Origin of the sequence: Rhizobium sp. Root1204 (assembly GCF_001424965.1) — a bacterium.
GTDB lineage: Bacteria > Pseudomonadota > Alphaproteobacteria > Rhizobiales > Rhizobiaceae > Pararhizobium.
On record NZ_LMCZ01000006.1, the window covers coordinates 274,075 to 298,650 of the forward strand.

Genomic DNA, 24,576 nt, shown 5'->3' on the forward strand with positions numbered 1-24,576 from the left:
AAGACCGATGACCAAACTCACGCTCTATGTTGGGAACAAGAACTATTCCTCCTGGTCGCTCCGGCCGTGGCTCGCGCTGGAAGCATGCGGCGTGCCGTTCGAGGATGTCGTCATTCCGTTCGACTTTCCGGCCGGAAACCCGAAATTCAAGGAAATTTCACCGACAGGCCGCGTCCCCGTCCTGCATCATGGTGATATTCGCGTCTGGGAATCGCTGGCGATCATCGAGTATGCAGCCGAGCTGTTCCCGGATGCCGGACTCTGGCCCGTGGATCCAGCCGAACGTGCCGCTGCCCGCAGCTATTCGATGGAGATGCTCGCCGGCTTTGGGGCCTTGCGGAATGCCTGCCCGATGAACATGCGCCGCGAAAAGCGGGCGATCGCTCTGCCGGATGGCGTGTTGAAGGATGTCGAACGGATCGAGACGATCTGGCGCGAGGCGGTGGCCCGTTCCGGCGGCCCCTTCCTGTTCGGCCGCTTTACCGCAGCCGACGCCATGTTTGCGCCGGTGGTCAATCGTTTCGAAGTTTACGACCTTACGCGCAATCCGGTGTCGCTCGAATATATGGATGCGGTAAAGACCCATCCGGCCTTCCAGAAGTGGCAGGATGCGGCGCTGAAGGAAACCTGGGTCGTATCGGAAGATGAGGCCTGATCCTGGCATAGGCCCGGCATAGCGAAAAAATAGCTGTGGGGACTGGTCAAACGCCTGTTGGGCATGTATAAGCCCGGCAAATTCCGAGATTGACATCTGTTTGTCCCGGCCAAAGGTCTGGTCGATCAACAGAGTTTTGCCCGATAAGTGGAGTATGAAATGGCTGTACCTAAAAGAAAAACAAGCCCGTCCAAGCGCGGTATGCGCCGTTCCGCTGACGCGCTGAAGACCCCGACCTACGTCGAAGACAAGAACTCCGGCGAACTGCGCCGCCCGCACCACATCGACCTGAAGACAGGCATGTACCGCGGCCGTCAGGTTCTGACCCCGAAGGCTTCCGCTTAATCAGCGGCGCCGTCAGGCTGTGATTGAAGGGGCTGGCTTTTGCCGGCCCTTTTTCCGTTGTCCGCCGGGGAGTGGCGCGGGGCGTTTTCCCCTTCCACCGCCATAGTTTTCCCAAATCCCTGCGCTATCCGCCAGCCGTGGCCGTTTTCTTGACGCTTGCTGCGCTGTAAGGCACATATCGATCGACGCTTCGCCTTGAGAGGCAGGCGCGAGAAACTGGGAGCCATTGCTGATGATTGCCGCCGTTCCGTTACTGATCCTGCCGTTCATTCTCTACAATCTTGGAATGATGGGCGTGCTTGGAAGCGGCGGTGTCGCAGTTTTCGAAAACACGGTTTTCTCGATGACGATGCTGTCCGGTGCCGTCTGGACGATGAGCATGGGCGATCTGATGATCGTCATTGCGCTTGTTCTGCTCTTCGTCGAAATCCTCAAGGCAACCCGCATCAGCTCCAAGGCGCTGATGGATCATCTGCTCTCGATGGTTCTGTTTATCGTCTTTCTGGTGGAGTTCCTGCTGGTCGCCAATGCCGCGACCCACGTCTTCTTCATCCTGATGACGATCAGCTTCATCGATGTCATTGCCGGCTTCTCCGTGTCGATGCGCACGGCAGGACGGGATGTTTCGATCGGCCTTTGATAAAGCTCCAGGCGGCGCCGCAAGCCGCCGGATGCGGCGTGCGGCATAAGGTGTCAGCCGAGATTTTCCAGCTTCGTCTGCAGGGCGCGTAATTGTTCCTTCAGCTCATCGATGTCCTTGGCTTCCGCCTTGCGCGGTTCCTTCGCGGCGGGCGCTGCTGCCATGAAGGGCGAAAACATCTGCATGGCCTGATGGAAAAGGTCGGTATTGCGCTTGACCTGTTCTTCCACCAATTGCATCGGCACGGCCAGATTCTTGCCGAGCGGCGTATCGCCAAAAGCCTTGTTGATCTGTTCGCGCATCTGCGATTGCTGGTCGGTAAATGCCTGCATCGAATGCTCGAGATAGCTCGGCACCACCATCTGCATCTGGTCGCCATAAAACGAGATCAACTGGCGCAGGAACGAGATCGGCAAAAGCGTGTTGCCCGTCTTGGATTCCTGCTCGAAAATGATCTGTGTCAGCACCGAATGGGTGATGTCATCGCCTGACTTCGCGTCCTGGACAGTGAATTCCTCTCCCTTTTTCACCATCACCGCGAGATCGTCGAGCGTCACATAGGTGCTCGTTCCGGTATTGTAGAGCCTCCGGTTGGCATATTTTTTGATTACGATCTGACCGTCGTGTTTAGCCATATGGGTCTCCTCCCATGCTCCCGTCTTTATTATGTTTTTCAGAGTACCCGTAAAAAACCGGTTCTGACAATCTCTTTGTGCGTTGCGTGGACGCAGGTGCAAAATTTTGCCTCGTGATCCGATTGGGAAACGAAACGCGCCGCGCTGCATCAAGGCGTTTGACTTGCGCCACGTCCTTTGCCAGTCTTTAGCAATTGCGAGAAAAGAACGAGGAAACATCTGATGAGCACTCCCTCCATCGTCATCGCCAGTGCGGGCCGAACCGCAGTTGGATCGTTCAACGGCTCCTTTGCCAACACTCCGGCCCATGAGCTTGGTGCCGCGGTCATCAAGGGGGTGCTGGAGCGCGCCGGCGTCGCGGCAGCCGAAGTCGATGAAGTCATCCTCGGCCAGGTCCTGTCGGCCGGAGAGGGCCAGAACCCCGCCCGCCAGGCGGCGATGAAGGCCGGTATTCCGCAGGAAGCGACGGCCTGGGGCATGAACCAGCTCTGCGGCTCGGGTTTGCGCGCTGTCGCGCTCGGCATGCAACAGCTTGCAACCGGAGACGCAAAGATCATCGTTGCCGGCGGCATGGAATCCATGTCGATGGCGCCGCATTGCGCGCACCTGCGCGGCGGCGTGAAGATGGGCGATTTCAAGATGGTCGATACCATGATCAAGGATGGCCTGACCGACGCCTTCTATGGCTACCACATGGGCACGACCGCCGAGAACGTCGCCAAGAAGTGGCAGCTGTCGCGTGAAGATCAGGACCTTTTTGCACTGGGATCGCAGAACAAGGCGGAAGCGGCGCAGAAGGCCGGACGTTTTGCCGATGAGATCATTCCCTTCATCGTCAAGGGCCGCAAGGGCGACGTCACCGTCGATCAGGACGAATATATCCGCCACGGCGCAACGCTGGATTCGATGGCGAAATTGCGCCCCGCCTTCGACAAGGAAGGCACGGTTACTGCCGCCAACGCTTCCGGCCTGAATGATGGTGCGGCCGCAACCCTTTTGATGACCGAAGCCGAAGCCGGACGCCGCGGCATCCAGCCGCTTGCCCGCATCGTTTCCTGGGCAACGGCCGGTGTCGATCCGCAGATCATGGGCACAGGCCCGATCCCGGCTTCGCGCAAGGCGCTGGAAAAGGCTGGTTGGTCGGTTGCCGATCTTGAACTCGTGGAGGCCAACGAGGCGTTTGCGGCCCAGGCCTGCGCCGTCAACAAGGATCTTGGCTGGGATCCCTCGATCGTCAACGTCAACGGTGGCGCGATTGCCATCGGGCATCCGATCGGAGCTTCCGGCGCTCGCGTGTTGAATACGCTGCTGTTCGAAATGAAGCGCCGTGGCGTCTCCAAGGGGCTGGCAACGCTGTGCATCGGTGGCGGCATGGGTGTCGCCATGTGTGTCGAACGGCTGTGATCATCACCCGCTAGTCGAGCGTTCCGGCTCACGGGCCGGGACAAACTCCACGGCAAGAACCGGAAAGCTGCGTTACGGTGCAAACCGTAAGCGTGAAGACAAAACGAAAACGGGGGAGAGACGATGAGCAGAGTAGCATTGGTTACCGGTGGTTCACGCGGTATTGGCGCCGCGATATCCATCGCCTTGAAGACGGCCGGATACAAGGTCGCTGCGAACTACGCCGGCAATGACGAGAAGGCCAAGGCTTTCACCGAAGTCACCGGCATTCCGACCTTTAAATGGGACGTTTCCGATTACGCCGAGTGCACCAAGGGAATTGCCCGGGTGGTGGATGAACTCGGCCCCGTGGAAGTGCTGGTCAACAATGCGGGCATCACCCGGGACGCCATGTTCCACAAGATGACGCCGGAAAGCTGGAGCGCGGTTATCGATACCAACCTCACGGGCATTTTCAACATGACCCATCCCATCTGGACCGGCATGCGTGACCGCAATTTCGGCCGCGTGATCAACATCTCCTCGATCAATGGTCAGAAAGGCCAGATGGGGCAGGTCAACTATTCAGCCGCCAAGGCGGGTGACCTCGGCTTCACCAAGGCGTTGGCTCAGGAGGGCGCTGCCAAGGGTATCACCGTCAACGCCGTCTGCCCCGGCTACATTGGCACTGAGATGGTCCGGGCGATCCCGGAGAAGGTGCTGAATGAGCGCATCATCCCGCAAATCCCCGTCGGCCGCCTTGGCGAACCCGATGAAATCGCCCGGATCGTGGTATTCCTGGCATCCGATGATGCCGGTTTCATCACCGGATCAACGATTTCGGCCAATGGCGGGCAGTTCTTCGTCTGACCAAGTTGGTTCCTGTTTGCTGGCGGCGCCTTCACGGGCGCCGTTTTGCGTTGCTGGAAAAGATTAACGCAACAGGTTCGAGGTTGGCTGCGTGCTGCGGGTTATCCACGGTTTCGTATGGTTAACAATTTGATTTTATACAATATATTGCGGTGAACAAACAGGGAAACAAGTTGCGTCTGTGATTCGTCTCCGATTCGTTCTTGCTTTGGTTGATGTGTTAACGGCCGCAGCGGAAATGAGCCTCAACACCGTCTTGCAGGCAACATCCCGCTTCTGAAGATTATCTCCATTTGCGCGGCGCAAGGGTGGCCACTACGCGTTTTGGCCTGGATCGGAATCTGGCGAAAGAATGTGATCCCGCTATCGTCGCAAAGGGCATTTCTACTGCCATAAGCTGTATAAAGTGGCGTACAAAACGGCTGCGTCGCAATTTGTATTTGTTTTGTTCCTGATCAAATTTCATTTACTACTAATATTTAGGGGGTATTTCTGACCTCGCGGTTTGTGGTTAAACTTTCCTTTCAATTCAGCTATTTGGATTCTGAATCTCAAAATCACCCTGCTATCGCTTGCGGTTTGAAAAGTTCATTTTTGAAGAAAAACGGCTCCGAAAATCGTGATTCAGCATCTGGTGTGAATCTGGCTCATGAATGCAACATGTAGCGGTGAACAAACCCTGAATCTCGGCGAGTCTGCGTTTCGTCGCTGATTCGTTCCACCAGTGTTCCAGAATCCGGAGAATGAGGGTGGAAATATAGGCCAAATGTCCCATTTGCATGTTTCATGACCGCTCGCCCCTTGCGTTTGTGCTTTCGCGTGGGCATGTGTTCTGCGCCGGTTGAAACGGCTTTGAAACGCCGTGAATGGCCTTCGCAGATTGAAAGTGCGCAGGATCGATAAAGTGCCTGACCAACCGATGATCTTGAGCGGCCGCGGCGTGATCGCGGTGCTCGGCCCCACCAATACCGGCAAGACGCATTACGCGATCGAGCGCATGGTTGCGCACGAAAGCGGCGTCATCGGCCTGCCGCTGCGCCTTTTGGCGCGTGAGGTCTATACGCGCGTCGTCGAAAAGGTCGGCGCCCACAATGTCGCGCTGATCACCGGCGAGGAGAAGATCACCCCGCATATGGCGCGCTTCTCGGTCTGCACCGTCGAGGCCATGCCACGCGAGACCAAGGCGGCCTTCGTCGCAATCGATGAAGTGCAACTGGCTGGCGATCTGGAGCGCGGCCATATCTTCACCGACCGGCTGATGCATTTGCGCGGCCGCGTCGAGACGCTGCTGCTTGGCGCCTCCACCATGCGGCCGATCCTTGAGCATCTGCTGCCGGGCATTACCGTCGTTGAGCGCCCGCGTCTGTCGCAGCTTCTCTATGCCGGCTCCAAGAAGATTACCCGCCTGCCGCAACGCACCGCCATCGTGGCGTTCTCGGCCGAGGAAGTCTATGCCATTGCCGAGCTGATCCGCCGCCAGCGGGGCGGCGCCGCCGTTGTGCTTGGCGCCTTGTCGCCGCGCACCCGCAATGCGCAGGTGGCGCTCTACCAGGCCGGTGACGTCGAATATCTGGTCGCGACCGACGCCATCGGCATGGGGCTCAACCTGGACGTCGATCATGTCGCGTTCGCGCAGGACCGCAAATATGACGGTTACCAGTTCCGCAATCTGAACCCGGGTGAGCTGGCGCAGATCGCCGGCCGCGCCGGCCGTCATCTGCGCGATGGTACTTTCGGCGTCACCTCGCGGGTCGAGCCGTTCGACAATGAACTGGTTCACCGGATCGAATCGCATCAGTTCGATCCGGTCCGTGTGCTGCAGTGGCGCTCGAAGTCGCTCAACTATGCGTCCATTCAGGCGCTGAAGAAGAGTTTGGACGCCGCACCCGCCGTCCACGGGCTCACACGGGCCCTGCCGGCGGTCGATCAGCAGGCTTTGGACTATCTTTCGCGCTATCCGGAGGTTACCAGTGTTGCAACGACACCGGAGCGTGTAGAAAAGCTCTGGGAGGCCTGTGCGCTTCCCGACTACCGGCGTATAACGCCGGCGCAGCATGCCGATCTGATTTCGACGATCTATGCCGATCTCGTCCGGCGTGGCACAGTGAATGAAGATTTCATGGCCGAACAGGTTCGCCGCGCGGACCATACGGATGGTGAAATCGACACATTGTCCGCGAGAATTGCACAAATCAGGACATGGACCTATGTGTCCAACCGTCCGGGATGGCTTGCCGATCCGACACACTGGCAAGAAAAGACGCGGGAAATCGAAGATCGATTGTCTGACGCGTTACATGAAAGGTTGACGAAACGCTTTGTTGATCGCAGGACATCTGTGCTCATGAAGCGCCTGAGAGAGAATGCGATGTTGGAAGCTGAAATCAGTGTAAATGGCGATGTCTTCGTTGAAGGTCATCATGTGGGACAATTGGCCGGGTTCCGTTTCACGCTGGCGACAGTGACCGATGGTCTCGATGCGCGCGCAGCGCAAGCGGCTGCGCAAAAGGCGCTCGCTCTCGAGTTCGAGGCACGGGCAGCACGGTTGCATGCGGCCGGCAATGCCGATCTGGCTCTGTCGTCGGATGGTCTCGTGCGTTGGCTCGGCGATCCCGTGGCGCGGCTGACGGCCAGCGACCATGTGATGCGCCCGCGCGTGCTGCTGCTTGCCGACGAGCAATTGCAGGGCAATGCCCGCGAGCATGTGCTTGCCCGCATCGAGCGCTTCGTCAATCATCATATCTCGACGGTGTTGAAGCCGCTCGACGATCTTTCTCGTGCCGAAGACCTTGAAGGTCTCGCCAAGGGTCTGGCTTTCCAGCTCGTCGAAAATCTCGGCGTGATGTTCCGCCGCGATGTCGCCGATGACGTCAAGTCGCTGGATCAGGAGGCGCGCGCCTCGATCCGCCGCCATGGCATCCGCTTCGGCGCCTATCACATTTTCATGCCGGCTTTGTTGAAGCCTGCACCGGCCGAACTCATTACGCTGCTCTGGGCGTTGAAGAACGACGGCCTCGACAAGCCCGGCTACGGTGACCTGATCCCCGTTCTGGCCGCCGGCCGCACCTCGGTGGTCACCGATCCGGCCTTCGAGCGCACGTTCTACAAGCTGGCCGGTTTCCGTTTCCTTGGAAAGCGTGCCGTCCGCATCGATATCCTCGAGCGTCTGGCGGATCTGATCCGTCCACTGCTTCAGTGGAAGCCGGGTACGGCGGCGCGTCCGGATGGTGCCTATGATGGCCGCCGCTTCACGGCGACGACCGCTATGCTTTCCATTCTGGGGGCAACCCCGGACGATATGGAAGAAATCCTCAAGGGCCTCGGCTACCGTGCCGATGCCGTCAAGGTCGAGGACGCGGCTGCGTTCCTCGCCGCACAGTCCGGATCTGCAACGCCGGTAACCGATGCTGTCGTTTCTGACGCGCCGGCCGAAACTGCCGATCACGATGACGCGGACGCCTCCGGCGAAGAGGCTCAGGCTTCCGAACCTGCGGCTGAAACGGCCACGGAGACTGTTCCGGCCGAGGCTGCAGCTGCGGTTGCAGGCGGCGCTGAGCAGCCGGTTATCGCCGAGCAGGCCGGCGAACTGGCCGAGCCTGTCGAAGCCAAGCCGGTTCTTCTGTGGCGCCCGGGCAGCCGCAACGACAACCAGCGTTCGGGTGGACGCCCGCAGGGTGACCGCCGTGGCGGCAACAACCGCGCTGCACAGGGCGAAGCCCGCCGCGACGGCGGTGAGCCGCGCCGTGATGGTGAAGGTCGCCGTGACGGCCGTTCCGACGATAACCGCAAGAGCGGTGGCGGCGGAAGACCGGACCGCAATCGTGGCCGTGACGGTGGCAAGCCCCAGGGCGGCCAGCGGCATGAGAAGGGCGAACGCCAGGATCGTCCGGATCGCAACGACCGCGGCGGAAAGCCGCAGGCCGCCAAGTTCGAGGCGCGTCCGCCGCGCAAGGAAAAGCCGATGGATCCGGATTCGCCTTTCGCCAAGCTCGCTGCCTTGAAGGAGCAGATGAAGAAATAAGGCCAAAGAGAACAGTATGGGTGAAAAGCAGCCTCCGTCCCTGCCGGTTGTCCGCCAGCGTCTCGACAAATGGCTGTTCTTCACGCGCCTGCAAAAGTCACGCTCGATCGCCCAGAAGGCGATCGAGTCCGGCGATGTCCGGGTTAATGAGGCCCGTATCACCCAGCCCTCCCATGCTTTGAAAGCCGGCGATGTGGTTGTTGTCTCGCTCGACCGGCGCGACATCACCGTGCGTGTTCTGCTTGCCGGCGCCCGGCGTGGACCTTACGAGGAAGCTCGACTGCTCTATGAAGATCTGACTCCTGCTGTTGTTCCCGGCGAAAAGCCGAATGCCTTTGAGCAGGCGACGCGCGAGCGTGGCAGCGGCCGGCCGACGAAGAAGGAACGCCGCGACGTCGACAAGCTTAAGCAGGGCTGGCATCAGGAATAGAAAACTGTCCCGCCAGGTGGCTATTTGGCGCATGGATTATTCTTGCAAAGCCCCCGCAAAGCCTTTACCTCACGGGGTAAATGAGCAGCCGGGTTGCGTCTCGAAAGGCGTTGGCGGGCTGATATCCCCGAACGGATGCGGACAAGCAAGCCTCTCTTCTGGTTCCTGTCTGCCGTCAAACGTGAGAAATCGCTGGAGTACCTCATGACGTATGTCGTGACCGACAATTGCATACGCTGCAAATATACCGATTGCGTTGAAGTGTGCCCGGTGGACTGCTTCTACGAAGGTGAGAATTTTCTGGTCATTCATCCTGACGAGTGCATCGATTGCGGCGTCTGCGAGCCGGAATGTCCGGCCGGAGCCATCAAGCCGGATACCGAACCGGGCCTCGACATGTGGCTGAAGGTTAACGCAGACTTCGCCACACAATGGCCCAATCTCACCGTCAAGCGTGATGAGATGCCGGAAGCCAAGGAAATGGACGGCGTGGAAGGCAAGTACGAAAAGTACTTTTCGCCGAAGCCCGGTCAGGGCGACTGACGCAGGCAACCTTTTGCAGCCGGTCGATTCCCGGATGCAAAAGATGGCGAAATTTGGGGAATCATGGCTTAACCATGTCCGTGACGGGCTGGTTGGCCTTGATGGCCGTTGTAAAGCAAATTATTGATTTCCGCAGTTTTTTATGATAGGGTCTAAAAACTGATCCACATCGTGGCACTTGCGTGTGCCCGAAAAACCATCACGAAAGCAAAAGAATCCCACTGCGCGGCTGACCCCAAATACGCAACGGCAGTTGCTTGTGTGTGATCGCTTCGCAGAAGATCGATTTGATGACCGTTGGAACGGATCAGTATGGAGTCACCCGACGGTGCCCCCGTCCATCCCGGGCCTGACTGACCCGGCCCCGGCGCGTTGCCGGGAGCGTAACAGGGAGTTTTTGAAACGAATGACGACCCAGCAGAAAAAATCTTCGACACGCCATGGATTCAAGACCGGTGAATCGATCGTTTACCCAGCCCACGGCGTTGGACAAATTGTAGCAATTGAAGACCAGGTGGTTGCGGGCATGACGCTCGAACTGTTTGTCATCGACTTCGAAAAGGACAAGATGCGTCTTAAGGTGCCGGTAGCAAAGGCCGTCTCCATTGGCATGCGCAAGCTCTCTGAGACCGATTTCGTTGAACGTGCATTGAAGGTCGTCCAGGGCAGGGCGCGCGTCAAGCGGACCATGTGGTCCCGCCGTGCGCAGGAATATGATGCAAAGATCAATTCCGGTGACCTGATCTCGATCGCCGAAGTTGTGCGTGACCTCTATCGTGCTGAAAACCAGCCGGAGCAGTCCTATTCCGAACGTCAGCTTTACGAAGCAGCACTTGACCGCATGGCGCGCGAAATCGCAGCCGTGAACAAGATGTCGGAAACGGAAGCTGTCCGTCTTGTTGAAACGAACCTCAACAAGGGTCCGAAGCGCGGCAAGGCCATCGAAGAAGACGAAGCGCAGGAAGAAGCTGCGTAAGCATCCTTCGAGCAATGCCTCCATCTCAAAAGCCCTGTCAGCGATGACGGGGCTTTTTTGTATCCGGTGGGCGGAGATAGGATCAGGACGCATTGCTACGTAGCGGACGCTTGCCGGGAGACTCTTTGCGCCAGCGTGGTATGCTCCTTGCGGACGCCTCGCCGCGATCTGCCGGCACGGGAGGCGGAACTATAGGGAACCGGCACCGGAGGAGAAAATGCCTGCTACCGTTTCTCTACATCCATTGCTCGACAAGGGCGTACCCAGGGGCGCGTCCGGCTTTACCGGCGGTGTCCTGGTCTGCGCGTGTGCTGACCGGCCCGTGAGGGTCAAAATCGAAGGCGACGTCGCTCATAACCATGCCTGCGGTTGCACCAAATGCTGGAAACCGGCCGGAGCGGCCTTTTCGGTGGTCGCGGTGGTTCCGCACGACAAGATCACTGTGCTTGAAAACGGCGACAAGCTCGAAGTCGTCGATAAGACTGCGCTGATCCAGCGGCATGCCTGCAAGGGCTGCGGCGTGCACATGTACGGGCCTGTCGAGCGGGAGCATCCCTTCCAGGGGCTGGATTTCATTCACCCGGAACGCTTCGACAAGGATGGCTGGTCGCCGCCGGGCTTTGCCGCGTTTGTTTCCTCGATCATCGAATCCGGCACCAAGCCGGATGATATGCCCGCTATTCGTGCCCGCCTGACGGAACTCGGCCTGACGCCATCCGATTGCCTGAACAATGCCCTGATGGACTACATCGCCACCTGGACGGCGAAGAAGAGTGGCGTTCTGAAGTCCTGACCGGCAGGTCGTCGTATCGTCATGCCAAAATGAAAAAGGGCGCAGCGATCGAAATCACTGCGCCCATTTCTATTGTCCGGTGCTGTCTGCTTATGCAGCGCCGCGCGACTTTTCAAACCGCTTGCGGTCGTTCGAGTCGAGGTACATCTTGCGCAGGCGGATGTTCTTCGGTGTCACTTCGACCAGTTCGTCGTCCTGGATCCAGGACAGCGCGCGGTCGAGCGTCATGCGGATCGGCGGGGTCAGCTTGACGGCTTCGTCCTTGCCCGAGGCGCGCATGTTGGTGAGCTTCTTGCCCTTCAACACGTTGACTTCCAGATCGTTGTCACGTGTGTGGATGCCGATGATCATGCCGGCATAGACCTTTTCGCCGGCGTCGATGATCATCGGGCCGCGGTCTTCCAGGTTGAACATGGCGTAGGCGACGGATTCGCCGGCATCGTTGGAGAGCAGAACGCCCTGAACACGGCCGCCGATATCGCCCTTGTATGGCTGATATTCGTGGAACAGACGGTTCATGATTGCCGTGCCGCGCGTATCGGTCAGAAGTTCCGACTGGTAGCCGATCAGGCCGCGGGTCGGTGCGAAGAACTTCAGGCGAACGCGGTTGCCGCCGGACGGGCGAAGCTCGGCCATTTCAGCCTTACGCTCGGACATCTTCTGGACGACGATGCCGGAATGCTCTTCATCGACGTCGATGACGACTTCTTCGACGGGCTCCAGCATCTGGCCGGTGGCTTCGTCCTTGTGCATGACGACACGCGGACGCGATACGGCAAGCTCAAAACCTTCGCGGCGCATGGTTTCGATGAGAACGGCCAGCTGCAATTCGCCACGGCCGGAAACGTAGAACGAATCCTTGCCTTCGGCTTCTTCGATCTTCAGCGCGACGTTGCCTTCGGCTTCCTTGAACAGGCGGTCACGAATGACGCGCGATGTAACCTTGTCGCCTTCGGTGCCGGCCAGCGGGCTGTCGTTGACGATGAAGGACATGGTGACGGTCGGCGGGTCGATCGGCTGGGCATGCAGTGCCTCGGTAACCGACGGGTCGCAGAACGTGTCGGCAACCGTGCCCTTGGACAGGCCGGCGATGGCGACGATGTCGCCCGCATGTGCTTCGTCGATCGGCGTGCGCTCGATGCCGCGGAAGGCGAGGATCTTGGAGATACGACCCTGTTCGATCAGCTTGCCGTCCTGGCCCAGAACCTTGACGGCCTGGTTCGGCTTGATCGAGCCGGAATGGATGCGGCCGGTGATGATGCGGCCGAGGAAGGGGTTGGCTTCCAGGATCGTGCCGATCATGCGGAATGCGCCGTCTTCGTCGCCAACGCTCGGCTCAGGAACGTGCTTGAGAACGAGGTCGAGAAGCGGCGCGAGGCCTTCTTCCTTCGGACCTTCCGGGTTGACGTTCATCCAGCCGTTACGGCCCGAACCGTAGAGGATCGGGAAGTCGAGCTGCTCGTCGGTTGCGTCGAGATTGGCGAAGAGGTCGAAGACTTCGTTGATGACTTCTTCGTGGCGGCCGTCCGGACGGTCGATCTTATTGATCGCGACGATCGGGCGAAGGCCGACCTTCAGTGCCTTGGAGACGACGAACTTGGTCTGCGGCATCGGGCCTTCCGACGAGTCGACCAGAACGATCGCGCCATCCACCATCGACAGGATACGCTCGACTTCGCCGCCGAAGTCGGCGTGGCCGGGGGTGTCGACGATGTTGATACGGACGCCCTTCCACTCGATCGAGGTGGCCTTGGCGAGAATGGTAATGCCGCGCTCTCTTTCGAGGTCGTTCGAATCCATCATGCGCTCGGTCGTGCGCTGGTTGTCGCGGAAAGAACCCGACTGCTTCAGAAGTTCGTCGACTAGAGTGGTTTTCCCATGGTCAACGTGTGCGATGATCGCGATGTTGCGCATTTTCATGTGTGAATCTCGGAGGTTTCGGGGCGTATGTGAGGGACGCCGCATCTTCAATTGCGCGGCTCATACAGGTTTTTTTGCATTTGCGAAAGGGGGGGCGGGGCGCAAAGTCTTGCGCCGTGGTGAATCCGGTGGCCGTTTCATACGGAATTTCCAATGGGATCGAGCGTAATTTGCCACAACTCGTGATCGTCCCGGTCCATCAGCCGAACGGTCATCTGCTCGGTCTGGCCGTTGATATCGATAAGGCCGAAGAACTGCAGGCCGGCGGATGGCGGCAGGTTCTGGTCGATGCCGGTACCCGCAGCCTTGATGAAGCGCACGTCAGGACCGAACGTCATGTCCAGTTCTTTCGGGCCATAGGTGCCTGAATGCAGCGGACCGGAGACGAATTCCCAGAACGGCAGGAAGTCCTTGAAGGCGGCGCGTGAAGGGTCGTAGTGGTGGGCGGCGGTATAGTGCACGTCGGCCGTCAGCCAGATGGTGTTCTGGATGGCATTATCACGGATGAACGTGAGGATATCGGCGAATTCCTTCTCGCGGCCCGCTGGTTGGCCGTTATCGCCATTGGCAATCGCATCGGAGCCGCGCCGGTTGGCAAAGTCGTCCCAGACGACGAGACCGATCGGCATGTCGCAGGCAATCACCTTCCAGGTGGCTTTCGAGGCGGCCAGTTCCCGCTTCAGCCAATCCGCCTGCCGCCAGCCGAACAATTCGTTGCCACCACCCTGGTTGGCTTCGCGATAGGAGCGCAGATCAACGAAGAATACGTCGAGCAGACGGCCATACGGGATCTTGCGGAAGATGCGGCCGGGCTGGGCGGGGATGGCGCGGATCGGCGTCATTTCCTGGAAAGCCTGCATGGCACGCGCCGCATAGACGGACACGTCCTTGTCCGGGTAGCGGTTATCGTCGCGCAGATCGGTCGAGGGCGACCAGTTGTTCAAAACCTCATGATCGTCCCACTGATAGAAAGTCGGGCAGGCAGCATTGAGGGCGCGGACGTGCTCGTCGAGCAGATTGTATTTCCATTGGCCGCGATATTCATCGAGTGTGCGGGCGACCTCGCGTTTCTCCGGCGTCACGATCCGGTTTTTCCAGATCGTGCCGTCTCTCAAGGCTATCTCGTCGGGGATCGGGTTGTCGGCATAGATCGTGTCACCGGAATGAATGAAGAAATCCGGCTCGTGCAATTGCATGGTCGAGTAGGTCTTCATGCCGGTGTCATCAATGCCCCAGCCCTGACCAGCCGTGTCGCCCGACCAGACGAAGCGCACCGAACGGCGGCGCAGCGGGGCGGTCCGAAACCGGCCGGTGACGGGCTCGGACACGCTGTTGCTGTCATAGAGATCGGTTGCGGTGAAACGATAGAAGATGTCCTGATCAGGCAGCAAGTTGTCGAGCGCACATTTGACCGCAAAATCGCTGCCGGGCAGCGCATCAATCGACGGCAATCGGATGGATGCGGAAAAGCTTTCGGTGGTCGAGTATTCGACGGCGATGCGCGACGGCCGGTCCGCCCGCGTCCAGATCATGCCGGATTTGGTATCGACATCGCCGGACTGCACGCCATGGGTGAAGAACGGTCTCCCGGAGCTTCGGGAATAGAATGGTGTGGCAAGAACCGACGTGGCGGCAAACCCGGCAGCGCCTGCCGAGAGCAGGAAGGAGCGGCGGGTCAGCGTATCCTGAATATCGACCAAATCGGCCTCCGGTACCGTCTCGGGAATCATCTGAAACCCGAGCCGGACCTTTGGCGAAAGCGATGTCAGTTCGTTTACAGTTGGATGAATCTATTCCAACGGTTTGGCGACAGTTCCGTGACTGCGGCCCCTCAGGCGTCGGAACCTGAAAGCTCTTCCGTGATCGCCAAGCCCTTCTTGGCCAGCATCGCATCCGGGCTTGGCAGCTTGCCACGGAAGGCCTTGTAGGCGTCTTCCGGGTCGATCGAGCCGCCAACGGAATAGATGTGGTCCTTCAACTTGCCTGCCATCGCCGCATTGAACGCATCGCCGGTTTCCTCAAAGGCGGCGAAGGCGTCGGCGTCGAGCACTTCCGACCACATGTAGGAATAGTAGCCGGCCGAATAGCCGCCGGCGAAGATGTGCTGGAAATGCGGGGAGGCATGGCGCATGACCAGCGACTTTGGAATGCCAAGCTCAGCCAGGATTTCTGCCTGAACCGCCATCGGGTCATCAATCGGGCCGCGTGTGTGGAATTCCATGTCGACGATCGCCGACGAGGTGAATTCCACCGTGTTGAACCCGGCGTTGAAGGTGCGCGCCGCCAGAACCTTGTCGAGCAGCGCCTGCGGCATCGTCTCGCCAGTTTCGAAATGCACGGCATATTGCTTGAGGATCGCAGGCACCGTCAGCCAATGTTCGTAGAGCTGCGAGGGCAGTTCGACGAAGTCGCGCGATACGGATGTGCCTGATACCGACGGATAGGTCACATCCGACAGCATGCCGTGCAGAGCGTGGCCGAATTCGTGGAACAGCGTGCGGGCATCATCGAGCGACAGCAGCGCCGGTTTGCCTTCCGCCGGTTTTGCAAAATTGCAGACATTGTAGATGATCGGGATTTCACCTGTTTTGCCGTTCTTCAGCGGCAGCTTGTGCTGCGACTGGAACGCGCTCATCCAGGCGCCGGACCGCTTCGAGCTGCGGGCAAAATAGTCGCCGAGGAAGAGTGCGATGAGCGTGTTACCGGCATCGCGGATTTCGAAGACGCGCACATCCGGATGGTAGGCGGTGATGCCTTTCTTCTCGATCGCCCGAATGCCGAACAGCCGGTTAGCAACATCGAAGCAGGCGTCGATGATCTTTTCGAGCTGCAAATAAGGCTTCAGTTCCGCTTCGGAAAAATTGAATTTTTGCGCACGGATGCGTTCGGAATAGAAGCGCCAGTCCCAGGGCATGACATCGTGGTTCTTGCCGTCTTCGGCAATCATGTTTGCGATGTCGGCTTCTTCCTCGCGAGCGCGCTTGACGGCCTTTGCCCAGACGGCGCGCAGGAGTTCGTTTACGGCAGCAGGCGTCTTTGCCATTGTGTTGTCGAGCTTCATTTCGGCGAAGTTACCGTAGCCGAGCAAGCTGGCGACTTCGCTGCGCAGTGCCAGCGTTTCGCGGATGACGCCGCGATTGTCTGTCTCGCCCGGATTTTCGCCGCGGGCGACCCATGCCTTGAAGGATTGCTCACGCATGTCCCGGCGTTCCGAAAATGTCAGGAAAGGCTCGATGATCGAGCGCGATAGTGTCACGGCGTATTTGCCGTCTTCGCCGCGTTCGCGCGCTGCCGATGCCATGGCGTCCTTCAGAAAATCCGGAAGGCCGTCGAGTTCCGGCCCATCCGACAGAATGAGCGACCAACCCTTTTCGTCGGCCAGCACGTTCTGGCCGAACCGGGTGCTAAGACCGGCGAGCTTTTCGTTGATCCCGGCAAGGGTTTCTTGCTCCGGCTTCGGCAGCTTCGCGCCGGATTTGACGAACCCCTTCCAGTGGCGCTCCAATACCCGGATTTGCTCCAGTGTGAGGCCGAGGCTTTCACGCTTCTCCCAGAGCTGGTCGATGCGCTGGAACAGCGCGGCGTTCATGCCGATTTTCGAATAATGCCGCGACATCTTTGGCGAGATATCCCGCTCCAGCGCCTGGATGGTATCATTCGTGTGGGCGCCGGCACGGTTCCAGAACAGCGACGAGACCCGCGACAGCGCATCGCCGGCGGTCTCGAGCGCGACAATGGTGTTTTCAAATGTTGGCGCGGCCGGATTGCCGGCAATTTCGCTGATTTCGGCCTCGTGTCCGGCAAGGGCGGCCTCGAAGGATGCCGCAAAATCGCTGTCGCTGACCGCCTCGAAGCGCGGCAACCCGTTCGGGCCGTTCCAGTCGGTGATGGCAGCGTTCAGCGCGGGGCTCGATGTCATGGGCAGTCCTTTCGCATTCCGGTCTGTCCCGCCGATAGCGGGTGCTGCGTCCCGTTGTCGGCAGCGATTGTGGAGATATCAAGATGTCAGGTGGGCGCTCTGGGATCGCCGGTCAAGGCTTGCGCAATCCCAAAAGGCCGGGCGCCGCATGCCACACGGCCTGCACGGCAAAGCCCATGAACAGAACGCCGGAGAGGCGCACGATCGCCAGTTCGTGGCGGCGGTAGAAGCGCCGGACCACGGAGGCACCGATGATGCCGATCAGAATGACATCGGCAACAAGAAAGCCGAGGAAGGAAACGGCCAGCAGCGCGGGTAGCGCGTGAAAATCAAGCGCGTTGGAAGATCCGGCGAGCAGCGCGGTAAACGTCGCCAGCGCCACCGGATAGCCTTTCGGATTGGTCAGGCCGAAGATCAGGCCACGCCGGTACGGCCGCTCGACGGTCATCAAGGGCCGGTTTTCGCCGCGGGGCTTGGCCCTCAGCGCGTTCCAGCCGATCCAGGCAAGATAGAAGCCGCAGAGCAGGCCAAGAACATCGAAGACCGTGCTGCCGATCGTCTTGGCGCCGACAATCGCGACCAAAGCCAGCGTAGACCAGAGCAGATCGCCTGCCAGATGCCCACCCATGAACATCGCCCCCGCCTTGCGGCCTTGGCCTGCGCCAATACCAAGAAGGGCAAGAAAAGCGGGGCCGGGAATGAGCACATAAAGAAGGGCTGCCAGAAAGGCGCCGAAAAGCAGGGTCTGCGTCATGGAATCTCCTCGCGCGTGAAGCCCATTCGACCTTGCGCGGATGATTCCGTCAAGATGCGGGCAGAGCCAAGTCAGGCCCTGCCGCGCGAAAATCGGTGACGCTTATTTGGTCTCTGTTGCCTTCATGGCATTGTCGAGATGCGTAGCGCATTCTGTGGTCTTGCCGTCCTTCATCGCCATCTTGGCGCTGTCGACTTCCTTCATGGCCATCATCATCTGATCCTTCTTCATCGGATCGGTCATGCCCTTGGCCATTTCTTCCGTTTTCATGATCGATGCGTCATCGCAGGCCATCATGCCGGCGGCAAAGGCCGGAGCCGAAAGGCTGGCAGCGAGAATTGTGGTGGCGAAAATTGTCTTGAACATATCATCTCTCCCAATAGGCCGGGAGCGTGATTGCCCCCACTGCGAACTCTGCATCCGGGTGCTGGACACGTTCAATTCACGCATGCGCGATGCACGCTGTTGTCATAACCCGTGCTTTTGATTGATGATTTCGTGATCGATTTATTATCAATTTTGAATATTTGAATTCAGCTTCATGCGAAACTTGCCGGTGCGTCCGGCTCTTGATAAGTAAAGCTTACGATTATCCCAAAGCGAGTTCCCATGCCGGTCAGACTGGAAACCGATACGATCGGCATGTTGCTCACCGACGTGTCGCGGCTGCTGCGCGGGGCATTCGACCGCCGCATCACGGCGTCGGCTCTGGGCGTGACGCCGGGCGAGGCCCGGGCGCTGATCCAGGTGGCGGCGACCGAGGGGATCAAGCAGGCCGATATCGCCATCAGGATGGGTATCGAGCCAATGACGCTCTCCACCTATCTTGACCGTTTGGAAGGTCTGGACCTTGTCGAGCGGGTTCCTGATCCGTGCGATCGCCGGGCAAAGAATGTCGTTGTCACGGATAAGGCCGATCCGTTGCTTCTTAATATTCGCAGGGAAGTCCGCGACCTGATGGATCAGGTAACCTCAGGGCTTGATGCGGATGGCCGAGAGGCCCTTCGTGCAAGCCTGAAGGGTCTGCGCGAAAACCTGCACCAGCTGGACCGCTCCGTTTCCTCCGACAAGAAAAGTGTTTCCGAATGAACTTGCGGATGAGCGAACGCCGGACCAGCATGCTCGGCGCCTTGCTGGCGACGCTTGGGCCGATCTCCATGTCGATCTACACCCCGGCCATGCCGGAGCTGGTGCAGGCCTTCGCCACGACGGAATCGATGATCAAGCTGACGCTGTCGGTCTATTTCGGTGGCTTCTCGGTGGCCCAGCTGATCGCCGGTCCGATGTCGGATGCGTTCGGCCGCAAAAAGGCGACGCTGGCTTTCGTCGGTATCAATCTGCTTGGCAGCCTCGTTTGCGCCTTTGCGCCGACGGTCGATTGGCTGCTGGCCGGGCGGCTCATTCAGGGTATCGGCGCTTCCGTCGGCATCACTGTTGCCCGCGCCATCGTCCGCGATCAGTTTACCGGTGCCGAGGCATCGCGGATCATGAACCTGATCGGCATCATGCTGGCCATCGGCCCGGCCATGGCGCCGACCCTCGGCGGCTTGGCGTTGGCTGCATTTGGCTGGCAGGCGATTTTCTTCCTGTTGATCGGGTTCGGGCTGATCGCCATTGTCGCTGTCATCGTCTTCATGCGCGAAACCACGGTGCCGGATCGCCGCCGCGCCCGGCCGGGTCCGCTTGTGTCGGCCTATGGCGAGCTTATCCGTGATCCCCGTTTCGTTGCCGCTGCCATCGTGCTCGGCGGTTCGGTGGGTGCTCTCTATGCGCAATCGACCATGCTATCCTTCATTCTGATCGACAGGGTCGGCATGACGCCGACGGCTTTCGGAATCGGCATGCTGATGCAGAGCGGTTGCTATTTTTCAGGCTCGGTCTGCCTGAAGCTGACAGCGGCAAAACTGGGCGGAGAAGGATCGGTTCGTGTCGGGCTTGCCCTGTGTGGGATCGGCGCGCTGATGATTGCGCTATCCGTCCATTTCATCGCGCCGAGCTATCTTTCGGTGATGCTGCCGATCGCCTTTTCCGCCTTCGGCACCGCTTTCCTGACCCCGCACATGACCACGGCCGCCCTGCATTCCTTCCCGCACATTGCCGGTTCGGCATCGGCGATGATGGGCTTCATCCAGATGGCCGGCGGCTTTCTTGGCGGACTTGCAGCGGCCCTTCTCGGCACGCCGTTCATCGCCTTCGGCGTGATCATCCCGGTGATGCTGTTGACCTCGGTTGTCAGCTATGTCTGGTTTCAATATTCGACGCGGCGTCTGGTGCTGGATAGCGCCAGGACGTCGGGCGAATAAACGAAAAAGCCCGCCTCCTTGCGGAAGCGGGCTCCTGAGCGAAAACCTTAAATGCTTACTTGTCGCGGTTGCGGGCAGCCAGCGTGCGCAGGCGCAGCGCATTCAGCTTGATGAAGCCGGCGGCGTCCTTCTGGTCGTAGGCGCCCTGATCGTCCTCGAAGGTGACCAGCTTGTCGGAGTAGAGCGACTTGTTGCTCTCGCGGCCGGTGACCATGACATTGCCCTTGTAGAGCTTCAGCGTCACTTCGCCTTCGACATGCTCCTGGCTCTTGTCGATCAGCGCCTGCAGCATCTCGCGTTCCGGCGAGAACCAGAAGCCGTAATAGATCAGCTCGGCGTAGCGCGGCATGATGTCGTCCTTGAGGTGGGCTGCACCCCGGTCGAGCGTGATCGATTCAATGGCGCGGTGCGCCGCAAGCAGGATTGTGCCGCCGGGGGTCTCATAGACGCCACGCGACTTCATGCCGACGAAGCGGTTTTCGACCAAGTCGAGGCGGCCGATGCCGTTGTCGCGGCCGAGTGCGTTGAGTGCGGTCAGGATCGAGGCCGGGCTCATTTCCTTGCCGTCGATCGAAACGGCGTCACCCTTGCGGAAGCCGATCTTGACGGTGGTTGCGACATCCGGAGCCTCTTCCGGCGAGATGGTGCGCATGTAAACGTAGTTCGGGGCTTCGACAGCCGGATCTTCCAAAACCTTGCCCTCGGACGAGGAGTGCAACAGGTTGGCGTCGACGGAGAACGGCGCTTCGCCCTTCTTGTCCTTGGCAACCGGGATCTGGTGGGCTTCGGCAAACGCGAGCAGGTCGGTGCGGCTCTTGAACGACCAGTCGCGCCAGGGCGCGATGATCTTGATGTCGGGGTTCAGCGCATAGGCCGAAAGCTCGAAACGGACCTGGTCGTTGCCCTTGCCGGTGGCGCCATGGGCAATCGCGTCCGCGCCGGTTTCGCGGGCGATTTCGATCAGGTGCTTGGAGATCAGCGGGCGGGCGATCGAAGTGCCGAGCAGGTAGACGCCTTCATAGACGGCATTGGCGCGGAACATCGGGAAGACGAAATCCTTGACGAATTCTTCGCGCACATCGCGGATGTAGATATCCTTGATGCCCATCATCTCAGCCTTCTTGCGGGCCGGCTCGAGCTCTTCGCCCTGGCCGAGATCGGCGGTGAAGGTGACGACTTCAGCGCCGAGTTCGGTCTGTAGCCATTTCAGGATGATCGACGTGTCGAGACCGCCGGAATAGGCGAGTACGACCTTTTTCACTTGCTTTGCCATGTTTGTCTGTCCGTCTTGTCAGAGAAAACGCGGGCTTGTCCGGGAAAGTGCGGGATCGCGCCCAAGAAAAATTCTGCGGCACTTTTAGCGAGATTGCCGGGCCACGCAACCCTCGTCACGCCGGGAAATGTTGGTTAAGCGGCGTCAGAGATGCCGCATCGGATCCATTCGCTGGTGCAGTACGCGGACTACGAGGATGCCGGTTTCGACGTGGCGATAGAAAATACAGTGAGAATTGCAGATAACGGAGAAATAACCGGGCCTGATTACCCGCAAGTCACGGCCTCTTTTTCTACCGGTGGCCAGGGCAGAAAAAGTATCGACTAGTTGACGCTGATAATCGTCTGCTTGCTTCAAGGACCATGTTTCAAAACTGTAGCGCCAAATATTTTCCAAGTCCTGTCGCGCGGCGGGTAAAAGTCTGTAGCCTCTACTTGGAGGCATATTTGGCATGCATCTGTTTGAGGAAATCCTCAAAGTCGAACTCGACGGGGTCGCCTGATTCCTCGCCCTCGATCAACGCGGCTTTGAGTGTCTCAAGCTTTGCATCGTCTTCGCGCAGCAGGCGCAAGCCCGCTTTAACGACATCGTTTGCGGAGGCATAGTTTCCTTCACGAACCTGCCGGTCGACAAAAGCGCCGAGCTCCTCGTCCAAAACAATCTGTGCGCTCTTTGTCATGGAAACTCCTGCCGATTACGTAGCTGCAATCTAACATGGGCTGTGATATCGAGACAACAATTCCATTCCGCGAAAGACCTGAACATGGATTTCCTGCCGAGCTTGCCGACACTTCTGGCTTTCACCGCAGCAACGCTGCTGCTGGCGGCGACGCCGGGTCCTGATATGACGCTTTCGATCAGCCGGGCGCTGAGCCAAGGCAAGGCGGCGGCCTTCTTCATCGTTGTCGGAACCAGCCTTGGCTGTGTCGTGCACACGCTTTTGGTCGCCTTCGGCATCTCGGCACTGATCACCGCCTCGCCGACCGCCTTCATGATCCTGAAGACCGGCGGTGCCGCCTATCTGTTCTGGCTGGCGGTGCAGGCGATCCGGTATGGATCGACACTGACGGTCAAGAAGGTCGATGATACCGGTGCATCGGCTCTGGCCAATATTTCGACGGGGCTGTGGGTCAACTTGCTCAATCCGAAGGTCATCATCTTCTTCATGACCTTCCTGCCGCAGTTCGTCACCGCCAACGACCCGGCGGTGACGCAGAAGCTCCTGTTCCTCGGCTTCTTCTTCATCGTTGCGGCGATGCCGGTGAATGTCCTGGTCATTCTGACGGCTGACTGGTTGTCGAGCTGGTTGCAGCGCCGCAAGGGCGTCATGCGCGGCATCGACTACACCTTTGCCGGCGTGTTCTCGATCTTTGCGGTGAAGATCCTGTTCACGCAGACGCGCTGATCAGCCGATCAGCAGCGCGTCGTCGTCCAGCGTCTGGCCGCGAATCTTGCGGAACATGGCGATGAGGTCTTCGACCTGCAGCGTTTTGCGGCTGTCGCCGGAGACGTCGAGCACCACTTCGCCCGCATGCAGCATGATGGTACGGTGACCGAAATCAAGCGCCTGGCGCATCGAGTGGGTCACCATCAACGCTGTCAGCTTGCGCTCGGAGACGATTTTCTGAGTAAGGTTCATGATGAACTCGGCCATGCCGGGATCGAGCGCAGCCGTATGCTCGTCGAGCAACAGCACTTCGGAGCCCGCGAGCGTCGCCATGACCAGCGAGACCGCCTGGCGCTGGCCGCCCGACAGCAGGTCCATGCGGTCGCGCATGCGGTTCTCGAGGCCGAGGTTCAGCTCGGCGATCCGCTCGCGAAAATGTTCGCGGCGCTTGGGTCCGAGGGCGGGTGCGAGACCGCGGCTTTCGCCGCGCCGTGCGGCCAGCGCCAGGTTTTCCTCGATCGACAGGGCGCCGCAGCTGCCTGCCAACGGATCCTGGAAGACGCGAGCGACAAGCCCGGCGCGGGCGGCCGTGCCCTTGCGGGTGACGTCCTGATTGCCGATGGTGACTTGGCCCGAGGTCGGGATGACGTCGCCGGCAAGCACGCCAAGCACGGTGGATTTACCGGCGCCATTGGAGCCGATGACGGTGACGAAGGTGCCTTCCTCGACCGTCAGGCTGACGCCGTTCAGCGCCTGCTTCTGCAGCGGCGTTCCCTTGCCGAAGATGACCTGGATATCGTTTAGCTTGATCATGCGGCACCTCCGCGGCGCAGGCGGGGAAGAACGAGGGCGAAGGTGACGAGGGCCGCCGTGACCAGATTGAGGTCGGAGGCCTGCAGGCCGAGCATATCGGTCGAGAGCGCCAGCTGAATGGCAATGCGGTAGAGGATCGAGCCGAGCACGCAGCCGATCAGCGCAATCAGGATGCCACGTGCGCCGAGCAGGGTTTCACCGATGATGACGGCGGCGAGACCGACGACGATGGTGCCGACACCCGAGGTCACGTCGGCAAAGCCGTTGGTCTGGGCAAACAGCGCGCCGCCAAGCGCCACCAGCGCATTGGAGAGCGCCATGCCGAGATAGATCTGGCGGCTGGTATCGACGCCTTGTGCACGGGCCATGCGCGCATTGGCGCCGGTTGCCCGCATCGCGAGGCCAGCATCGCTTTCCAGGAAGCGCCAGACGGCGATGACAGCGACGACAACGAGGAGCCCGATGAACAGCGGACGAACGTAAAAGTCCCGCAGCCCAAGGCCGAAGAAGGGCGACAGCATCGTGTCGGCGTTGATCAGCGCGACGTTCGGCTTGCCCATGACGCGCAGATTGACCGAGAACAGCGCAATCATCGTCAGGATCGAGGCCAGAAGATTGAGGATACGGAAGCGGACGTTGAGGATGGCGGTGACGATGCCCGCGGCAGCGCCTGCGACCATGGCAACGCCAGAGGCGAGCCATGGATTGACCCCGGCGATGATCAGCACGGCGGTCACGGCAGCGCCAAGCGGAAACGAACCGTCAACGGTCAAATCCGGAAAATCGAGCACGCGGAAGGCGAGGAACACGCCGATGGCGACGAAGGCATAGACGAGCCCAAGCTCGACTGCTCCCCAGAAGGCAATTTGACTCACCGCGGTCGGTCCTCTTCTCTTTTCGTCTTCAAACTCGTCCG

The 24,576-nt window shown here is 59.6% G+C and carries 24 protein-coding genes; 13 read left to right on the plus strand and 11 right to left on the minus strand.

The genetic code is table 11. The features are described 5' to 3' along the window. Positions 1-7: 7 nt before the first annotated feature. The 3 genes from ASC96_RS08810 to ASC96_RS08820 all read left to right on the plus strand — a co-directional run bounded on the left by ASC96_RS08810 (position 8) and on the right by ASC96_RS08820 (position 1,640). Positions 8-655: a glutathione S-transferase family protein gene (locus ASC96_RS08810; protein ID WP_060502644.1), complete on the plus strand. Its 648-nt coding sequence runs from the start codon at positions 8-10 to the stop codon at positions 653-655. 159 nt (positions 656-814) lie between these two features. Next, the gene (rpmF, locus tag ASC96_RS08815) at positions 815-1,000 is read left to right on the plus strand and encodes a 50S ribosomal protein L32 (RefSeq protein WP_060502645.1); all 186 of its coding nucleotides are present in this window, start codon (positions 815-817) and stop codon (positions 998-1,000) included. A 232-nt stretch (positions 1,001-1,232) separates the two neighbouring features. Further along, positions 1,233-1,640, plus strand: a complete 408-nt coding sequence (locus tag ASC96_RS08820) for a hypothetical protein (RefSeq protein WP_060502646.1) — start codon at positions 1,233-1,235, stop codon at positions 1,638-1,640. 53 nt (positions 1,641-1,693) lie between these two features. On the opposite strand, the gene phaR is transcribed toward ASC96_RS08820, so the two are convergent. Continuing rightward, a complete protein-coding gene (gene phaR, locus ASC96_RS08825) occupies positions 1,694-2,275 on the minus strand; it encodes a polyhydroxyalkanoate synthesis repressor PhaR (protein WP_037097124.1) in 582 nt (193 codons plus the stop codon). A 222-nt stretch (positions 2,276-2,497) separates the two neighbouring features. Between phaR and ASC96_RS08830 the strand changes: the two genes are divergently transcribed. The 7 genes from ASC96_RS08830 (at position 2,498) to gfa (ending at position 11,291) form a co-directional block, all read left to right on the plus strand. Then, positions 2,498-3,679, plus strand: a complete 1,182-nt coding sequence (locus tag ASC96_RS08830; protein ID WP_060502647.1) for an acetyl-CoA C-acetyltransferase — start codon at positions 2,498-2,500, stop codon at positions 3,677-3,679. Between the two features lie 123 nt (positions 3,680-3,802). Continuing rightward, a complete protein-coding gene (locus tag ASC96_RS08835; RefSeq protein WP_060502648.1) occupies positions 3,803-4,528 on the plus strand; it encodes a beta-ketoacyl-ACP reductase in 726 nt (241 codons plus the stop codon). Positions 4,529-5,447: 919 nt separating this feature from the next. Beyond that, entirely contained in the window at positions 5,448-8,549 is a 3,102-nt protein-coding gene (locus ASC96_RS08840) for a helicase-related protein (protein ID WP_060502649.1), read from the plus strand. A gap of 16 nt (positions 8,550-8,565) precedes the next feature. Continuing rightward, entirely contained in the window at positions 8,566-8,979 is a 414-nt protein-coding gene (locus ASC96_RS08845; protein ID WP_060502650.1) for an RNA-binding S4 domain-containing protein, read from the plus strand. Between the two features lie 204 nt (positions 8,980-9,183). After that, positions 9,184-9,522 (plus strand): ferredoxin FdxA, encoded by a 339-nt coding sequence (gene fdxA / locus ASC96_RS08850; protein ID WP_060502854.1) that lies wholly within the window; start codon positions 9,184-9,186, stop codon positions 9,520-9,522. 406 nt (positions 9,523-9,928) lie between these two features. After that, positions 9,929-10,498 carry a CarD family transcriptional regulator gene (locus tag ASC96_RS08855; RefSeq protein ID WP_060502651.1) on the plus strand — a complete coding sequence of 190 codons (570 nt, stop codon included), beginning with the start codon at positions 9,929-9,931 and terminating at the stop codon, positions 10,496-10,498. Positions 10,499-10,715: 217 nt separating this feature from the next. Next, complete coding sequence (gfa, locus tag ASC96_RS08860) at positions 10,716-11,291, plus strand: S-(hydroxymethyl)glutathione synthase (RefSeq protein ID WP_060502652.1); 576 nt, start codon at positions 10,716-10,718, stop codon at positions 11,289-11,291. 90 nt (positions 11,292-11,381) lie between these two features. Here the strand turns inward: gfa and typA are convergent, their stop codons facing one another. The 5 genes from typA to ASC96_RS08885 all read right to left on the minus strand — a co-directional run bounded on the left by typA (position 11,382) and on the right by ASC96_RS08885 (position 18,250). Next, positions 11,382-13,211, minus strand: a complete 1,830-nt coding sequence (gene typA / locus ASC96_RS08865; protein ID WP_060502653.1) for a translational GTPase TypA — start codon at positions 13,209-13,211, stop codon at positions 11,382-11,384. Between the two features lie 137 nt (positions 13,212-13,348). Next, positions 13,349-14,911, minus strand: a complete 1,563-nt coding sequence (locus ASC96_RS08870; protein ID WP_112834619.1) for an alkaline phosphatase — start codon at positions 14,909-14,911, stop codon at positions 13,349-13,351. A 131-nt stretch (positions 14,912-15,042) separates the two neighbouring features. After that, entirely contained in the window at positions 15,043-17,130 is a 2,088-nt protein-coding gene (locus tag ASC96_RS08875; RefSeq protein ID WP_060502655.1) for a M3 family metallopeptidase, read from the minus strand. A gap of 112 nt (positions 17,131-17,242) precedes the next feature. After that, positions 17,243-17,884: a LysE family translocator gene (locus ASC96_RS08880; protein ID WP_060502656.1), complete on the minus strand. Its 642-nt coding sequence runs from the start codon at positions 17,882-17,884 to the stop codon at positions 17,243-17,245. A 102-nt stretch (positions 17,885-17,986) separates the two neighbouring features. Next, positions 17,987-18,250 (minus strand): hypothetical protein, encoded by a 264-nt coding sequence (locus ASC96_RS08885; protein WP_060502657.1) that lies wholly within the window; start codon positions 18,248-18,250, stop codon positions 17,987-17,989. Positions 18,251-18,493: 243 nt separating this feature from the next. Here ASC96_RS08885 and ASC96_RS08890 point away from each other — a divergent pair, with 243 nt between their 5' ends. Both ASC96_RS08890 and ASC96_RS08895 read left to right on the plus strand, forming a co-directional pair. Further along, complete coding sequence (locus ASC96_RS08890) at positions 18,494-18,973, plus strand: MarR family transcriptional regulator (RefSeq protein WP_060502658.1); 480 nt, start codon at positions 18,494-18,496, stop codon at positions 18,971-18,973. 8 nt (positions 18,974-18,981) lie between these two features. Continuing rightward, positions 18,982-20,187 (plus strand): multidrug effflux MFS transporter, encoded by a 1,206-nt coding sequence (locus tag ASC96_RS08895; RefSeq protein ID WP_060502855.1) that lies wholly within the window; start codon positions 18,982-18,984, stop codon positions 20,185-20,187. 55 nt (positions 20,188-20,242) lie between these two features. On the opposite strand, the gene ASC96_RS08900 is transcribed toward ASC96_RS08895, so the two are convergent. From ASC96_RS08900 to ASC96_RS08905, 3 genes are all read right to left on the minus strand, one after another. Beyond that, positions 20,243-21,460 (minus strand): argininosuccinate synthase, encoded by a 1,218-nt coding sequence (locus tag ASC96_RS08900; protein ID WP_060502659.1) that lies wholly within the window; start codon positions 21,458-21,460, stop codon positions 20,243-20,245. Between the two features lie 144 nt (positions 21,461-21,604). Further along, positions 21,605-21,913, minus strand: coding sequence for a type II toxin-antitoxin system RelE/ParE family toxin (locus ASC96_RS31585; protein ID WP_348270795.1), 309 nt, complete (start codon positions 21,911-21,913; stop codon positions 21,605-21,607). Further along, positions 21,891-22,139, minus strand: a complete 249-nt coding sequence (locus ASC96_RS08905; protein WP_060502660.1) for a type II toxin-antitoxin system ParD family antitoxin — start codon at positions 22,137-22,139, stop codon at positions 21,891-21,893. Before ASC96_RS08905 ends, ASC96_RS31585 begins: the two co-directional genes overlap by 23 nt. Positions 22,140-22,223: 84 nt before the next feature. Here ASC96_RS08905 and ASC96_RS08910 point away from each other — a divergent pair, with 84 nt between their 5' ends. Then, a complete protein-coding gene (locus ASC96_RS08910; RefSeq protein ID WP_060502661.1) occupies positions 22,224-22,865 on the plus strand; it encodes a LysE family translocator in 642 nt (213 codons plus the stop codon). Here the strand turns inward: ASC96_RS08910 and ASC96_RS08915 are convergent, their stop codons facing one another. Both ASC96_RS08915 and ASC96_RS08920 read right to left on the minus strand, forming a co-directional pair. After that, a complete protein-coding gene (locus ASC96_RS08915; protein ID WP_060502662.1) occupies positions 22,866-23,660 on the minus strand; it encodes an ABC transporter ATP-binding protein in 795 nt (264 codons plus the stop codon). Continuing rightward, positions 23,657-24,535 (minus strand): ABC transporter permease, encoded by an 879-nt coding sequence (locus ASC96_RS08920; RefSeq protein ID WP_060502663.1) that lies wholly within the window; start codon positions 24,533-24,535, stop codon positions 23,657-23,659. Before ASC96_RS08920 ends, ASC96_RS08915 begins: the two co-directional genes overlap by 4 nt. Positions 24,536-24,576 lie beyond the last annotated feature (41 nt).

Bases quoted from the DNA above. Each gene is read 5' to 3' on its own strand.
- ASC96_RS08810 (WP_060502644.1), top strand. From the start codon at position 8: ATGACCAAACTCACGCTCTATGTTGGGAACAAGAACTATTCCTCCTGG.
- rpmF (WP_060502645.1), top strand. From the start codon at position 815: ATGGCTGTACCTAAAAGAAAAACAAGCCCGTCCAAGCGCGGTATGCGC.
- ASC96_RS08820 (WP_060502646.1), top strand. From the start codon at position 1,233: ATGATTGCCGCCGTTCCGTTACTGATCCTGCCGTTCATTCTCTACAAT.
- phaR (WP_037097124.1), bottom strand. From the start codon at position 2,275: ATGGCTAAACACGACGGTCAGATCGTAATCAAAAAATATGCCAACCGG.
- ASC96_RS08830 (WP_060502647.1), top strand. From the start codon at position 2,498: ATGAGCACTCCCTCCATCGTCATCGCCAGTGCGGGCCGAACCGCAGTT.
- ASC96_RS08835 (WP_060502648.1), top strand. From the start codon at position 3,803: ATGAGCAGAGTAGCATTGGTTACCGGTGGTTCACGCGGTATTGGCGCC.
- ASC96_RS08840 (WP_060502649.1), top strand. From the start codon at position 5,448: ATGATCTTGAGCGGCCGCGGCGTGATCGCGGTGCTCGGCCCCACCAAT.
- ASC96_RS08845 (WP_060502650.1), top strand. From the start codon at position 8,566: ATGGGTGAAAAGCAGCCTCCGTCCCTGCCGGTTGTCCGCCAGCGTCTC.
- fdxA (WP_060502854.1), top strand. From the start codon at position 9,184: ATGACGTATGTCGTGACCGACAATTGCATACGCTGCAAATATACCGAT.
- ASC96_RS08855 (WP_060502651.1), top strand. From the start codon at position 9,929: ATGACGACCCAGCAGAAAAAATCTTCGACACGCCATGGATTCAAGACC.
- gfa (WP_060502652.1), top strand. From the start codon at position 10,716: ATGCCTGCTACCGTTTCTCTACATCCATTGCTCGACAAGGGCGTACCC.
- typA (WP_060502653.1), bottom strand. From the start codon at position 13,211: ATGAAAATGCGCAACATCGCGATCATCGCACACGTTGACCATGGGAAA.
- ASC96_RS08875 (WP_060502655.1), bottom strand. From the start codon at position 17,130: ATGACATCGAGCCCCGCGCTGAACGCTGCCATCACCGACTGGAACGGC.
- ASC96_RS08880 (WP_060502656.1), bottom strand. From the start codon at position 17,884: ATGACGCAGACCCTGCTTTTCGGCGCCTTTCTGGCAGCCCTTCTTTAT.
- ASC96_RS08885 (WP_060502657.1), bottom strand. From the start codon at position 18,250: ATGTTCAAGACAATTTTCGCCACCACAATTCTCGCTGCCAGCCTTTCG.
- ASC96_RS08890 (WP_060502658.1), top strand. From the start codon at position 18,494: ATGCCGGTCAGACTGGAAACCGATACGATCGGCATGTTGCTCACCGAC.
- ASC96_RS08895 (WP_060502855.1), top strand. From the start codon at position 18,982: ATGAGCGAACGCCGGACCAGCATGCTCGGCGCCTTGCTGGCGACGCTT.
- ASC96_RS08900 (WP_060502659.1), bottom strand. From the start codon at position 21,460: ATGGCAAAGCAAGTGAAAAAGGTCGTACTCGCCTATTCCGGCGGTCTC.
- ASC96_RS31585 (WP_348270795.1), bottom strand. From the start codon at position 21,913: ATGCCAAATATGCCTCCAAGTAGAGGCTACAGACTTTTACCCGCCGCG.
- ASC96_RS08905 (WP_060502660.1), bottom strand. From the start codon at position 22,139: ATGACAAAGAGCGCACAGATTGTTTTGGACGAGGAGCTCGGCGCTTTT.
- ASC96_RS08910 (WP_060502661.1), top strand. From the start codon at position 22,224: ATGGATTTCCTGCCGAGCTTGCCGACACTTCTGGCTTTCACCGCAGCA.
- ASC96_RS08915 (WP_060502662.1), bottom strand. From the start codon at position 23,660: ATGATCAAGCTAAACGATATCCAGGTCATCTTCGGCAAGGGAACGCCG.